Origin of the sequence: Xenorhabdus bharatensis, assembly GCF_037996705.1 — a bacterium.
Taxonomy (GTDB): domain Bacteria; phylum Pseudomonadota; class Gammaproteobacteria; order Enterobacterales; family Enterobacteriaceae; genus Xenorhabdus; species Xenorhabdus bharatensis.
Genome location: NZ_JBBMXG010000013.1, coordinates 51628 through 66097, shown reverse-complemented (window position 1 = coordinate 66097; position 14470 = coordinate 51628). Strand labels below are relative to the sequence as shown.

At 41.5% G+C, this 14470-nt stretch carries 12 protein-coding genes and 2 tRNA genes; 7 read left to right on the top strand and 7 right to left on the bottom strand.

Annotated elements, in window-relative coordinates; all coding sequences use genetic code 11:
• Window positions 1-143 precede the first annotated feature (143 nt).
• Complete coding sequence (gene kdsA, locus AAC855_RS13565; protein ID WP_228858230.1) at window positions 144-998, top strand: 3-deoxy-8-phosphooctulonate synthase; 855 nt, start codon at window positions 144-146, stop codon at window positions 996-998.
• Window positions 999-1195: 197 nt separating this feature from the next.
• On the opposite strand, the gene dauA is transcribed toward kdsA, so the two are convergent.
• The 4 genes from dauA to AAC855_RS13545 form a co-directional block, all read right to left on the bottom strand.
• Entirely contained in the window at window positions 1196-2938 is a 1743-nt protein-coding gene (gene dauA, locus AAC855_RS13560; protein WP_340610314.1) for a C4-dicarboxylic acid transporter DauA, read from the bottom strand.
• Between the two features lie 319 nt (window positions 2939-3257).
• Window positions 3258-5027: a bifunctional alpha/beta hydrolase/class I SAM-dependent methyltransferase gene (locus AAC855_RS13555; RefSeq protein ID WP_340610313.1), complete on the bottom strand. Its 1770-nt coding sequence runs from the start codon at window positions 5025-5027 to the stop codon at window positions 3258-3260.
• Window positions 5028-5037: 10 nt separating this feature from the next.
• Window positions 5038-5661, bottom strand: a complete 624-nt coding sequence (locus tag AAC855_RS13550) for a CDP-alcohol phosphatidyltransferase family protein (protein ID WP_340610312.1) — start codon at window positions 5659-5661, stop codon at window positions 5038-5040.
• Between the two features lie 331 nt (window positions 5662-5992).
• Entirely contained in the window at window positions 5993-6757 is a 765-nt protein-coding gene (locus AAC855_RS13545; protein WP_340610311.1) for a hypothetical protein, read from the bottom strand.
• A gap of 562 nt (window positions 6758-7319) precedes the next feature.
• Between AAC855_RS13545 and AAC855_RS13540 the strand changes: the two genes are divergently transcribed.
• The 5 genes from AAC855_RS13540 (at window position 7320) to AAC855_RS13520 (ending at window position 11258) form a co-directional block, all read left to right on the top strand.
• Window positions 7320-8759, top strand: coding sequence for an amidase (locus tag AAC855_RS13540; protein ID WP_340610309.1), 1440 nt, complete (start codon window positions 7320-7322; stop codon window positions 8757-8759).
• Between the two features lie 206 nt (window positions 8760-8965).
• A complete protein-coding gene (locus AAC855_RS13535; RefSeq protein ID WP_340610308.1) occupies window positions 8966-9652 on the top strand; it encodes a helix-turn-helix transcriptional regulator in 687 nt (228 codons plus the stop codon).
• Window positions 9653-9740: 88 nt separating this feature from the next.
• Window positions 9741-10172, top strand: a complete 432-nt coding sequence (locus AAC855_RS13530) for an SRPBCC family protein (protein WP_340610307.1) — start codon at window positions 9741-9743, stop codon at window positions 10170-10172.
• Between the two features lie 93 nt (window positions 10173-10265).
• Window positions 10266-10640, top strand: coding sequence for a VOC family protein (locus tag AAC855_RS13525; RefSeq protein ID WP_340610306.1), 375 nt, complete (start codon window positions 10266-10268; stop codon window positions 10638-10640).
• Window positions 10641-10739: 99 nt separating this feature from the next.
• The gene (locus AAC855_RS13520) at window positions 10740-11258 is read left to right on the top strand and encodes a DUF6622 family protein (protein WP_340610304.1); all 519 of its coding nucleotides are present in this window, start codon (window positions 10740-10742) and stop codon (window positions 11256-11258) included.
• 98 nt (window positions 11259-11356) lie between these two features.
• On the opposite strand, the gene AAC855_RS13515 is transcribed toward AAC855_RS13520, so the two are convergent.
• From AAC855_RS13515 to AAC855_RS13505, 3 genes are all read right to left on the bottom strand, one after another.
• Window positions 11357-11446 (bottom strand) — tRNA-Ser (locus AAC855_RS13515).
• 31 nt (window positions 11447-11477) lie between these two features.
• Window positions 11478-11567: transfer RNA gene (locus AAC855_RS13510), tRNA-Ser, on the bottom strand.
• A 222-nt stretch (window positions 11568-11789) separates the two neighbouring features.
• Window positions 11790-12377, bottom strand: coding sequence for a TetR/AcrR family transcriptional regulator (locus AAC855_RS13505; RefSeq protein WP_340610302.1), 588 nt, complete (start codon window positions 12375-12377; stop codon window positions 11790-11792).
• A 209-nt stretch (window positions 12378-12586) separates the two neighbouring features.
• Between AAC855_RS13505 and AAC855_RS13500 the strand changes: the two genes are divergently transcribed.
• Window positions 12587-13837 carry an MFS transporter gene (locus AAC855_RS13500; RefSeq protein ID WP_340610300.1) on the top strand — a complete coding sequence of 417 codons (1251 nt, stop codon included), beginning with the start codon at window positions 12587-12589 and terminating at the stop codon, window positions 13835-13837.
• The last annotated feature ends 633 nt before the right edge of the window (window positions 13838-14470 follow it).

Below are 14470 nucleotides of genomic sequence, written 5' to 3'. Positions count from 1 at the left end.
CTTACTATCGCATTGATCGTCAGGTATTAAGCAGGTGATAGCAGAATTATTCACACCTGATTTGGTGTTTTATTAAAAATTTTTTTACCCATTAACAAATGGTTTGTTATTAACATTTGTCCTTAACAACAGAAGGTATAAGCATGCAACAGAAAGTGGTTAATATTGGTGATATCAGGGTCGCAAATGATCTGCCATTTGTGTTGTTTGGTGGCATGAATGTTCTGGAATCACGGGATTTGGCCATGAAGATTTGTGAACACTATGTCACGGTGACACAAAAACTGGGCATTCCTTATGTTTTTAAAGCCTCTTTTGATAAGGCTAATCGCTCTTCTATCCGCTCTTACCGTGGCCCGGGTCTTGAAGAGGGAATGAAAATTTTTCAGGAACTGAAACAAACCTTCGGCGTAAAAATTATCACGGATGTACACGAACCTGCGCAAGCTCAGCCTGTAGCTGAAGTGGTTGATGTTATTCAACTTCCTGCTTTTCTTGCCCGTCAGACCGATCTGGTGGAAGCGATGGCGAAAACAGGCGCTGTGATTAATGTTAAAAAACCACAGTTTGTCAGCCCGGGGCAAATGGGCAATATCGTCGAGAAATTCAAAGAAGGCGGTAATGATCAGGTGATCTTGTGTGACCGTGGCAGCAACTTCGGCTATGACAATCTGGTTGTAGATATGCTGGGTTTTGGCGTAATGCAACAGGCAACTAACGGTTCACCGATTATTTTCGATGTTACCCATGCGTTGCAGTGCCGTGATCCATTCGGTGCAGCTTCCGGCGGACGTCGCGGACAGGTTGCCGAACTGGCTCGTGCGGGAATGGCAGTGGGTATCGCAGGGTTATTCCTTGAAGCACATCCAGACCCGGAAAATGCAAAATGTGACGGCCCATCTGCATTGCCGCTGGCAAAACTGGAAGCATTCCTGATGCAGATGAAAGCGATTGATGATGTAGTGAAAGGCTTCCCGGAGCTGGATACCAGTAAATAATTCTTGAGCTGGTCGGATGTATTGCTGAAATTGCGGTTATACCCTTCGTCTTTCAAGTTACCTCTTTGTTGGCTGCACTCGCTCACCCCGGTCACATAGCTATCTATGCTCCCGGGGATGAACTCCCTTGCCGCCGCGATGCAACTTGAAATCCATTGGGTATATATTTATTTATACCTTGTAACCGCGTATTTTAATTATTGATGGTGGGCTTTATCCGCTGAAACACAAATTTCAGGTGAATATTCAACTTTCATCTCTTTTAGTGCCTTAGGTAAAGTCGCATAAAAACTGAGTTGCCCTGTAATGGGTGTGACTTTGGCTCTTGCCAGTGTTTTCAGAGGTTGGAAAGGGATATCACAGACAACAACCTGCTTCGAGGCTTTAGCCATTTCGCGAACAAAACTCTGAAAAGCATGTAACCCGCCTGCATCCAACACAGGAACTGCATCCCACTGCATAATAATATTCTGATATTCCACACTTTTTTCTTTTAATTCAGTGAAAATGCGCTCCGCAGCCGCAAAGAAAAGTGGCCCGTTAATCCGAACGACCAATAGTCCTTTCTCAGTATCTGTTATGGCAGAAGTGCTGATACGGGTCATATTGGCTATTTTCCGCATAAACAGTAGTGATGCCAGAACAATCCCGACAGTAATTGCGATCACCATATCAAACAGAACGGTCAATGACATACAGAGCAGCATCACAATAATGTCATCTTTGGGGGCATGGCGAATTAAGTCCACCACTTTATGGGCTTCACTCATGTTCCAGGCCACAATCAGTAAAATAGCGGACATTGCAGCTAACGGTAAGTATGAAAGAATAGGAGCCAGAAACAATAAAGTTAATAACACCAATAAAGAGTGAATGACTGTGGCGACAGGGGAGGTTGCTCCGGCTCGTACATTAGCTGCCGAACGGGCAATGGCGGCGGTTGCTGTGATACCGCCAAAGAAGGGCGCTGCAATATTCCCTAAGCCTTGCCCGACCAACTCACTGTTGGAATGATGTTTTTTTCCTGTCATACCATCAAGAATGACCGCACACAGTAAAGATTCAATAGCACCTAACATAGCCATTGAAAATGCAGCAGGCATTAATGCAGAAATCGTCTCCCAGCTGATATCAAAAGAAGGTGAATTCGGTAAATTCCACGGTAATACAAATTGGGGCAAAATTGGCGGAATGCCCTGACCCTGTGTTCCATCCTCCAGCGTATAACTGAATGAAGAGCCGATAGTGGCTACATCATGCCCCAGCAGGTGCATTATACCCATCACAGCCGTACCGGCAGCTAAAGCAGGTAAATGCCCCGGTAACTTGAGTCCCAGTTTGGGCCAGAAAATTAATATCAGAAGGGTGGTCAGGCCAATAAGTGAGTCACTGAACTGAAATGAAGGAATTGCCTGAGAGAGAGTAATGACTTTATCGATATAATTTTCCGGAACTTCGCTGATTTGCAAGCCAAAGAAGTTTTGTATTTGCATAGTGGCAATGGTGATAGCAATGCCGGAAGTGAACCCAAGGGTGACAGAAAGCGGAATATATTCGATAAGACGACCAAGACGAGCCAGACCCATAACAATCAGAATGACACCGGACATGAGTGTCGCTATCAACAGGCCACTCAGGCCAAATTGTTGTGAAACCGGGTAGAGAATGACGACAAAGGCGGCAGTCGGCCCCGATACGCTATAACGTGAACCGCCGGTAATGGCGATAATGATACCGGCGATTGCGGCGGTATACAGACCATACTGCGGTGCCACTCCACTCCCTATAGCCAGAGCCATTGCCAAAGGAATGGCGATAATACCCACAGTGATCCCGGCAATGATATCTTTGATAAAACGGGAGAAAGAGTAAGATTCTTTCCAGCAGGCGTCAATAAAGGCGCTAAAAATCCGTACTCCATTGATTTTTATAGTATTCATTTCATGTAAGACCTAAGAATAAAAGATCCATTTATACACTTTGTCATTCAAGTTGCTTGCCGCCGCGATGTATCTTGAAGTCCATTGTGTATAGTGGATTGAAATAAGAAACAGGGATAAGGATATCGCGTTAGTTACCTAATAAAGGTGTTATACGTCAAAAAGTTACCTGATAGGTTAGCGTTGAATAAATAAAAATCAATCGAATGCTGTTTTTGATGCTTTTATGATTTTGTTAAATTAACGAGAATATGAATTCATCGTTATGAAAAGTTTTAATAAAATAATATGAGCCAGTGAATACTGGCTCATATTATTTTCAACGATAAACACGCTTAGCAATTGAAACGGAAAAGATACCCCAGTTATCTGTTAACTGGTATAACTTCTCAAACCCGGCAGCTTCCACCAATGAATCCATTTCACCTTGTGTGCGACGACGCATGATCCACGGCTTATTTTCTCTATGGCTTGAAAGAACACGGGCAATAACTTCAATCTGCGGATGCCACGGTTGCCCGGTATATATCAGGTAGCCATCTTCTGTAATAGCTTCAGCAAGGCCGTGCAGGGAATTTCTGACCAGATTATTATCAGAAAATAATTCATAGAGACCTGAAACAATTCCTAATGTTGGTGTAGGTGTTATTGAGGCTATGCTGTCAGCATCAAAAGCATTCCCGATAACAAACCGAATCTTTTCTGACAGATGGCGTTCTTCAATATAAGCCTGCCCCTGACGCACATTAATATCGCTATAATCTCTCAGTAAAACAGAATCTACTTTGCTGAACTCGTTGATGGCATCAAGCACATAGCGCCCATGCCCGGCAGCAATATCCACAATGTGTACTGGCATTTTTTGTGCATGTAAACAACGAATAGCATGTTGGATCAGCGTTTCTATATGAATTTTACGTTGCCGTATGCCACGCCAGCCAATGCTGTTCAGATAGTGTTTATCCAGCAATCTCCCCCAAATTCCCTGACCTTGTGGCTGATCCCGGTAGATATAATCGAGTGTAGAACCGGAATCAAACCCTGTTGTAAGACCCAACCGTATTCCTTCTGAAGCCTTACCCAAATCACTCTCCATGGCTTTACGCATTAATTGATAAGCGAGGTTTTTGGGACTGAAATGGGAAAGCGGCGTACTGAGCGCACGAAACTCATCGGCGGAGTCGCTCCAGATATCTTGCAGCGCATAGTTATGCTGGTAACGTGGAATAGCAAAAATACGTTCCAGAAAAAGCCGGATCTTATCAAAAATAAGGTGGCGATCTTTTTCACCCAGCGTATCGTGATAGAAACCAGCCATGACATGCTTCTCTTTCATCGGGCTACTTAATTGCTGGTAGAACTGGTGCTGTGGTTTTGAGTTCACAACATAATCACTGCCTGAAATGAATAACTGAGTAGGAAGTGTGATAGCGGCTGCATCTCTGACGACACGTTCTGAGGTTTGGTAAAGCTCCAACAAGATATTGACTGCAATCTCACGGGTAATCAGTGGGTCGTTATTATAAGATGCAATGCGGGCTTCATCGTGGGTTAAAAATTTCGCTTTTACATAGGAGTTGACGAAGAAAATCCCGCGTATTTTCTGCATCAACTGCAATCCCTGAGTAGCGAAAGGAATATACAATTTAATATCAAAAGCCGGAGCCGCAAGGATCATTGCCCGGATTTTCGGCGCATAATCATGTACCCAGGCGGATACTAACACCGCGCCGACACTCTGACCAATTACTACGATATTTTCCATTGCAATATCATATTTAGCGGCAATAAACCGGACAAACTCATCTACATCACGAATTGATGTGCCGATTGACGGACTGTAGCCACGTGCTCCTTTTGTCAGACCGTGACCACGGGCATCCCACGCAAAGAAAGCAAAATCAGGCAGATTGAGCTCATCAACAATATGCTGAACGCGCCCGGAGTGTTCATGACCCCGGTGAAAAATAATAATCGCTTTTTCTGCTTTAATTTGTTGCTGTGGCCAGTGGCGATAAAACAGAGATACATCATCAGATGTAGTGAAGTAATGTTCCTCAGCAATACGTTGACTGAATAACTGTGTCATTGTGGGGGCCTTATCTGGATTGGGATTGTTCAATTTGCCTGATCTCATACAGAGCTTTGACAACCCGCTGATAGCAAGTTACTAAGAGTAAGATAGCGATAAAAGGAAACAGATAGCTACTCCAACTTAAAGCCGAAGGAGAAATGGCAATAATTAACCCATAAGCACCAAAAACAAAAGCACGGTCACTTTTTCCCATTGGGCCATCATAGCGTCGTGATGCGCCAATGGTTTGCGCTAATACGCCAATAAACTCGGTTAAAATGGTAAGAAATAGAATTATCAGCAAGCTGATATTGTTGACACCGAGTAAAAAACAGAAGGGAAGATAGAGGGCAACATCAGAAATAACATCCCCTAACTCATTATAAATAGCGCCTAAATGAGACTTTTGGTTATGTTCCCGCGCCAGCATTCCATCAATTGCATTCAGTGCCATACGAATAAACAGAAAAACAGGCAGTATCCAATATAGGGAAGGCGAGGGAAAGAAACTTAATAATAGACCGATAAAAAGTGATAAAAACAGAGCGGCTAGCGTGGTTTGATTGGCCGTATAACCCAGATGATGAAGACGAATGACGATAGGGCGTAACAGGTTCTGAAAACGGGGTTTTAGATCATATATAGTCATTATTCCCTAGATCCGTTAGAGGTAAAAACATTAACGTTGATGATGAATTTAATTATTCATTTATTATCTACATTAATCAAGAAAAATCATGAAAGCTATGCGTTAAATTAAGTTGTTTTTACATGTTTATATTTCAATTTAGATATTGTAGAAGTGGAAAGGAGAGTGGGTTGTGTATTAGTTCAAGCCTGATGGTTTGCAACGTGTGATTCTATTGCTTACAAAAATTCTCCAGAGCATCCTGAATAGATGTGTGGGGAATAGGAATAATTAACCCGTAGGGTGTTTCAGGCTAGAACAGCTACAAGGTTAATTTTCTTGCTATATATTTTCATTTATATTTATCTGGAAACCATCGCTTGTACTTCTCGTAGAGATGGTCAGGAAGAGGTTCTCTTTTTTTCTTATATGAAGGTTGATTCTTAACAAATTTGATACTCTTGAATTTACTATCGGGTAGAAGTCTCCTGATGTAAGGGCTTAGTAATAGTCTCCAATCTTCAGGGGGTTTATAATGCCCACTGGCGTTTGACCATTCCAGTAATATACCTTGTTTAAATAATAAATTCCCTGCGAAATACACTGGCTGTCTATTGCCTATTGAAGTATGCCCATCAACAGCGTCATACCAATGATAGTTACTATCTAGTACGGTTCTTGCGCAACATATAGTAAGAGGGTCGTTAACTGAAATAACAAAGATATACCTGCCATTAGCTAATATAGATTCATGGCTTACATAATTTTTTAAAAAATAGTTGTCGGTTTTTTCTAAGTAATACAGTGATTTTGGATTCGCCGCGTGCTGCAATGACATATTTTTATGAATTGAAAGAGGTTTATTCATCATGTTAAGTCTATTTGGTAAAATAGTCTCATTCATTCTTTTAAACGCGGAAATATAATCAGGTTTGTTTGATAGAACGGTTTTGTTAAGCTTTATTTTTTTATTTCCAGGTAAAATAAAATTAACAGGTTTTCTATGGTTGATATTTTTTCCATCTTGATGAATCTTTTCTAAATCTCCAAGATTAATAAGTCCATTAATTTTTTCATCAATGGTTACACCATCATCATCGCTATCGCTATCAATCATAATAAACTCCTTCAATAGGCTGATATATTATTTGTTGTGTGAAGTTAGTGTTAACATTTTGAAGAGCATGGAAAATAAAAGATGTGATAGTAATTTTAAGATTATTAAATTATCAATACACTGGCTCATTATACTCACAGGAAAAAAATAATTTCAATTTTTTTTGTGGTTGTTCTTTTTTGGGCTTAAGTGATTAAAAATCAACAGATTAATATCTAACTCCAATTCCATATTTAATTTACTGCAATTTTATAATCATGTTTTATGACAAATTCTTTTTCATTTCAAATATAATGATTTAAATATGGTTATATATGTAGTTATTTGAATTGATTATTTTTAATATGTTTTATTAATAATGTAATTATGTTTGACGTATTTCAGTTCGTCCCGTTACTGGAACAATTTATTCATCTCAACTATATGATTAAGATTATTCCAAAACATAAATTGTTTTTTTCATTGAGTTATCATGGATAAAAACTTGTCATTGACAATAATTCGGATAGTTCTAGACTGAATTCGTCTAAAAAGTGTCTTTTTTGGAATGAAGGGGGGTGATATGGCAGTAACTGAAAGTCTTATCAATACTTATACTGAGTCGGATGCACTTGGTCTGGCCAGATTGGTGAAGCTGGGTGAAGTAACTCCCGAAGAGTTGGTAGAAGCCGCTGTTACCTGCATTGAGCGTCTTAATCCTGAACTGAATGCTGTGGTTCATAAACTCTACGATATGGGTAGAGAAGCAGCGGCTTCCGTTGATCATTCTGCTCCCTTTGCTGGCGTTCCATTCTTACTTAAAGAACTCGCCTCCCTATGGAAAGGGGCACCATTCACCAATAGCTCTTATTATCTGAAGAATATGACAGCGCCGTTTGATTCTGAAGCAACCCGGCGTATTAAACGTGCCGGGCTGATATTGGTCGGAAAATCAAATGCGCCTGAGAATGGTTGGTCAATCAGTACTGAACCCAAACTCTATGGTGTTACAAAAAATCCATGGAAAGAGGAAATTACTGCGGGTGGCTCGAGTGGCGGGACGGCGGCGGCCGTTGCTGCACGTATTGTTCCTATCGGAGAAGCCAGCGATGGTGCAGGTTCGATCCGTATTCCTGCATCCTGTTGTGGTATTGTGGGGATGAAACCATCACGAGGGCGTGTGACTTTAGCTCCTTATGGTGACTACTGGTATGGTGGTGCCTATTTTCTTTGTTGTACACGTTCTGTCAGAGATACGGCGGCTTATTTGGATGCTTTGGCAGGAACACTTCCGGGTGAGCCTTACACGCCTCCGACTCCCGACTTGCCATGGTTAGAACTGTCAGAGCGTGATACGGGCAAATTACGCATTGGGTTTACAGTTTCACCGCCAAATGGTACTCAGATGGATCCGCAGGTTAAAAACGCTGTGCTGGCGACAGTGCGTGAACTTGAAAGACTCGGTCACATTGTTGAAGAATATGATATGACGTTTGATGCGGATACTGCGTGGAAAACTTATACAAATATGATTTGTGTGCAGACTGCGGCAACGTTCAATCAACTCTCGGGTATCGTTGGTCGCCCGGTAACCGCTGACGATGTTGAGCCTGTGACCTGGGCGACGATTGACCGCGGGCGTTCTATCAATGGTATAACTCATTCAAATGATATAGAGCACATTCGCCTACTCGGGCGTGAATTGGCAACCCAGCTTTTGCCTTACGATATTTTTATTACTCCTACGCTGACACAACTACCGCGTCCCACAGGGTATTATGATATGTCGGAGAAGGATATCGACCGTTACAACGCCAAATGGGCAGATTCAGTGTTTGCTTATCCTTTCAATATATCCGGTCAGCCAGCTATTTCATTGCCACTGGGCTGGAGTGATGAGGGTATTCCTATTGGCATACAGCTTGTCGGGCGTTATGGTGATGAGGCTACTGTTCTTCAGGTTTCTACTCAACTGGAATGTGCAATGCCCTGGAAAGACCGCCGACCGCCGATGACAGCCTGAATTGATGCTATTGAAGCTGTATTGTCAGATTTGTGTTCCATTGATCCATAAAATAACCCGGTTGATAAAGCCGGGTTATTTTATGGATCTCATAACTTGCTTCCGCATATGTATTCACCAATATCCCCACAGATTCATTTGAGTCCGCTCTAATAGTTAGCCTATGATTTACGAAATAAATAAACAAATTGGATGAGGATGGAATATTGTCCAGAGCACAGCGTCTGTTATCTTTGATTGAAATATTACGTAGCTATCACTTTCCTGTGCAGGGAAAAGTCTTAGCTCAGAAGATGAATATTAGCTTAAGAACGCTTTATCGGGATATTGCCACTTTACAGGAGCAGGGAGCGATTATTGAGGGGGAGCCGGGGGTAGGGTATGTCTTAAAGCCCGGTTTTGTTTTGCCGCCTCTGATGTTTACCCATAATGAAATCGAAGCGCTGGCATTAGGTGCTAATTGGGTGGTTAAACGAGCAGATCCACAATTGAGAGAATCAGCAAAGAGTGTCGTCAATAAAATTGCAGCGGTTATACCAACAGAATTGAAGCAACTTCTGGAGAGCAGTTCTTTGTTAGTCGGGCCAGCGGCAGCCGCTACCCAGCCCGTGATCGATATTTCATCAATCCGGCAGGCAATTCGTGCCAGACGTAAAGTCACTTTGACTTATCGGGATTTGAAAGAGCAGGATTCTGAAAGAACTATCTGGCCATTTGCATTAGGGTATTTTGAAAATGTCAGTATTGTGATTGGCTGGTGTGAATTGCGGGGGGAATTCCGACATTTCCGGTCTGACAGAATTTTGAGCCTACATGTTGAAAAACAGTGTTACCCCCGTTCAAGGCAATCCTTACTGAAAGAGTGGAGAGAATTTAAGAAAATACCTCACTAATCAAGTCAGGCTACTGACAGAAACTGTCACTCAGTGTTGATACCTTACAACTATTCTAAGTAGCACATACAATAGTTGGAGGTATTTCATGCTCGTTCTGTCTTTTTCTACTCCAGTAAAAGCTGAACCATCCCATATTTGGGCTCATTATGTTGATTTTGAGTTAAGGAAAAAATGGGAAATTGATCTTGAGTTTTTTCAATTTGAAGGTGAGGTAAAAACCGGGCAATACGGAAAAATGGTATTAAGGGGAAAGCCAGAAATTCGATTCTATCTTTCAAATATTGAAGTCAATAAAGAATTTACTGATCAGGTTAGTCTCCCGCATATAGGAACTTTAACTTTTTCTCATCAAATTATCCCAGGTGAGAACAATAAGGAATATCTGATTAAGGCAACAGTATCACTTATGCCTGATTCAAATGTACCTGCTATTCAGGTTCAGAATTTCTTTAAGCAAGTTACGCATGATTTAGTTGAGACAGTATTAAGGCTGAAAGCGACTGTTGAAATCTATTAAGTATAAAAAATATTAATCAGGGAAAACTGAATTACTTCAGTCTGTTATTTAAATACGAATAAAGAATATTTATTATATTAATATGAGGGTAAGATGGAAAAAATAACTGCTAAACCTAATCTTCAGCTTGTCTATGTTACTGATATAGCGCGTTCGACATCCTTTTATACAAAAATCTTTAATTCTGAACCGGTTTTTTCTGGCCAACGTTACGTTGCATTCTCTGCTGGCGGTGAAGCCTTATTTTCCATTTGGTCAGGAGGTACGAAACCTGATCTAAGTACTCCTCGATTCTCCGAAATTGGTATCATGCTACCAAATAGTGAAGATATCGATAAATTATTTTTAAAATGGCAACAGGAACTGAAAGTTAAAGTATTACAAGAACCTTATACCGAAGTATTTGGCCGTACGTTTGTTATTGAGGATCCTGATGGCCATATGATTCGGGTTTGTTTATTGGATTAAAGAGAAGACAAAATAGAAAACCTACTCAGGAGCCATTATAATAAGAGCCTATATGATTAGGCTCTTTTAAAAATAAGAGCACTAAGAAAGGGGAAAGATATGTCAATTCTGATGATTATCAAAGACACGCCAGTATGGGTTTGGATCTTATTTATTTTTTTGGTTCTCCGTGGCATTAAAGCATTAGATGACAGAGAAATGACGGTGAGCCGTCTATTCTTATTACCAATCGTATTTTTTATCTGGGCCGTTTACAATGTACTGCATGAAACGGTTTTTCAGGCTTCGGCATTATTAGCACTTGTTGTGGGGATATTGGCCGGTATTGCAATAGGCTGGACATTATGGAGTACTCAACCCCGCTTAAGACAAAAACCTGATAGCGATTTAATTATCCGTTCAGGCACTCCTTTAACCTTGATTTTTATTCTGGTCATATTTTGCGTTAAATTCATTATTTCCGCTACGGCAGCAATACATCCCGCGCTAACACACTCTTTTAGCTTTAATTTATTATTTGGTTTTGCCAGTGGTTTGTTAGATGGTATTTTCTGGGGTGGAACATTGAATCTCTATATTCCTTATTATAAGGATCGGCAAAAAAGAAGAGTGGAATGAGAATAAAAAAGGGATTTTTGAGTAGTATAAAACAAAAAATCCCCGTTATTTTAACGAGGTATTATGTCTTTATCATTTATTCAACTGATATAAAATAATGGCGGTGAGGGAGGGATTCGAACCCTCGATACGTTTTCACGTATACACACTTTCCAGGCGTGCTCCTTCAGCCACTCGGACACCTCACCGTTTTTTAATTTTTCAGTTGATTACAAAATATGGCGGTGAGGGAGGGATTCGAACCCTCGATACACTTTCGCGTATACACACTTTCCAGGCGTGCTCCTTCAACCACTCGGACACCTCACCCTATTTTGTCATTTCAGCAATTTCGTTTGTATTCATCGCTGCAACGGGGCGTTACTATAGGGAAAAGCAGCGCAGGCGTCAACAGACTTATCACGATTTTTTCGCGCTTTTTGATTGATTAGACAAATAAAAAACAATTTGCATGCTTGATAAGCATTTATAGCAGTAGATAGCACTTTTTTAGTTGCTTTTAATCAAAGCGCAGATGATTTTTTCTGTAATTTAGGGGGCTGATGCTAATCGTCGGGCAGCTTCAACAACAGAAGCACGGCGTCTGGCATGTTCCTGCTGGCTATCTGAGCCTGTGAGCATACGCGCTACCTGAGGTACTGCTGACCACCACCCCGCCAGAGACAATATCAAGAATGCCAGATGATCGGGAGCCAGCGCCTGTGTGATTGAACCTTGCTGCTGCCCATCAGTTACAGCCTGAACCTTGGAACTGTAGTATTCGCGTCGTTGTTCTTCGTCCGGCACTTCACCGTTGAAAACAAGCCCTTCCCAGCGCATAAGTCGACTTAATTCAGGATGCTCGTGGTGATAATCGTAGGCTTTACCGGCATACTCTGCAATTTCCTCAATGGTGAAAGGCTTAATCGGCACTTCCTGAGCGACTCTGGCTAATTCACTGCGTAGCACAGTTGAAAATAATGCTCGTTTATTACCAAAGTAGTTGTAAATACGTTCTTTATTCACTCCGGCCAACTTAGCAATCTTTTCGATGGTAGTACCATCAGGTCCAAGGCAGGCAAACTCTTTTACTGCTGCTTCTAAAATCCTGCGCTTTGTTGCCTCTGTATCCCAAGCCATAATTTGCTGTCCTATTTATCAGTTGTTGCCATTACAAAAATAATACTATAATAAATTCCAACGTTTTAGTTGGATTTGGGTGCTGACACACTCGATACTAATTAATAGGTGTAGTTCTTAATAGGTATAGTTCAGGTATTCCACACTATTCCCCTCTGCTTTGGCGGGGGATATCCCATCAGCAGTAGTAGGATCGGAGACTGTAGATTGTGAATAATCAGAGAGAACATATAGAAGAGATTGTTGGGAATATAGACAACCAGACCGCTTCATCAGAACAAACCTATGTAGCAGGTGCCTGTGTGGTTATGTTGTTGGCGGTAATAGCATTGTTTGTCTTAACTCAGCTTTATTTGGCGATCCCTCTGCTAACGCTTGTCAGCCAGAATTTTAGTTTGGTAGATTCGGATGAAGTTACACTTGCGCTTGCCACAAGTTTTAGTCTGGCTTATGCAATAGGATTCCTGATTTGGGGACCAATATCGGATCAGTATGGTCGCCGCGTTGTGATGTTATGGGGATTAATGGCAATATCGGTTTCCACACTCGCATGTTCGTTTGCACCGTCATTATCATGGTTGGCTGGTTTACGTGTGGTTCAGGGGCTGGCAGCCTCTAGCTTTGCTCCCATAGCGCTGGCATATCTGGCTGAGACAGTACCAGCGCGTTACCGTGCGACCGCAATCGGAACTATGTCCACATCGTTTCTTGTGGCAGGTATTTTCGGGCAGGTTTTAGCAGCTTGGATAGCTCTACGATGGAATTGGAACGAAGTCTTTCTGGTGACGGGAACATGTCTGATGGCGATGATCCCACTGTTTATTATCATGGTCAAAGAACCGAAACGTTTTATTACCGAGGGGCATCTTGGTCATCGTTTCATAACATTAGGAAGAATTATCGTTCGTCCGGCGGTTTTACTTCTGTCATTCGCGCATATTACGTTGTTGTTATCATTTGTCGCCATGTACATGGCGTTAGGTCCCCATTTATGGGAGCTGGGTCTGACGCCGGATAAAGTCATTTTACTGCGTTTAATTGGATTACCGGGCATGTTTGCAGCACTGCTGGTTGGGGTGTTAGCTAGCAGAATCAGTATGCCTACAATTGCTATCATGGGCTATATTACCGCTGCTGTCGGGTTGTCACTGGAAGCTATATTATCACAGTCCTTGATTGGCGTTGCCATTGGTAGTCTGGTTTTTGTTATTGGTATCGCCCTTGCTATTCCTGCGATGATCACGCAGTTTGGTTCTCTATCAGCGCCGAATAGAGGTGCTGGAATGGCGCTTAATGGGTTCATTCTATTTATTGGTGCCAGTATCGGGCCCTTAATTGCGGCAGAAATATCTCACTTTAATCTGTTATTGTCTGTATTTGTCGTCATGCTTCTTTTGGGAGCTATTTGTGTGGCTGGTAGCGCGTCACTTATTGCATCTCTGAAAAAACATAAAAGTTAATGTAATCCTCGTTCGGTTTACAGACTCCACTGCCAGAAATTATGGGTTACTCAGAAAACGTATTGCCACCTCAGAGTTATTTGATCTGGGGTGACAGGAGTATGTTAGGACACTTTGTGGGTGAGAGTGTGGTGGATATTGCCGTCCTACTTGGTGTTATTATAAAGATAGACAAACATCGTACCCAGTTGGACTATTACCGAAAAACACTAGGCACGCAGTCATACATTGAGCCCAATCGCTGCCAGTCCGATTCTGGCAAATCGAAGCATAGGTTTGCATTGGAGCGAAAAGAATTGTGCTAGCTACCAGACAAAGAAGAAGATATTTTTTCATCATTATTTCCTACATCGTATGTAGCACTACTTGCCACAAAATCTAGTAACTCCATTTCAGCGCAATTAAAAGCGAATAATATTTAACAATTAGTTAACGATTGAAAATAAAGCCGATATTTTTTTATCTATTTTCTGAGTGACTTATGCGGGGTTTTGTCTCTGTTTTGATTCCTGTTTGTCTCAAAAAATAGGGATTACATATAATCAAGTGTGTTATAGCGACTACTTGTAGGTCTGTTTTTTTTGGGAGTTATTACTGTTAATTTAAAAATAATCTTCAGTACATGAAAATCGG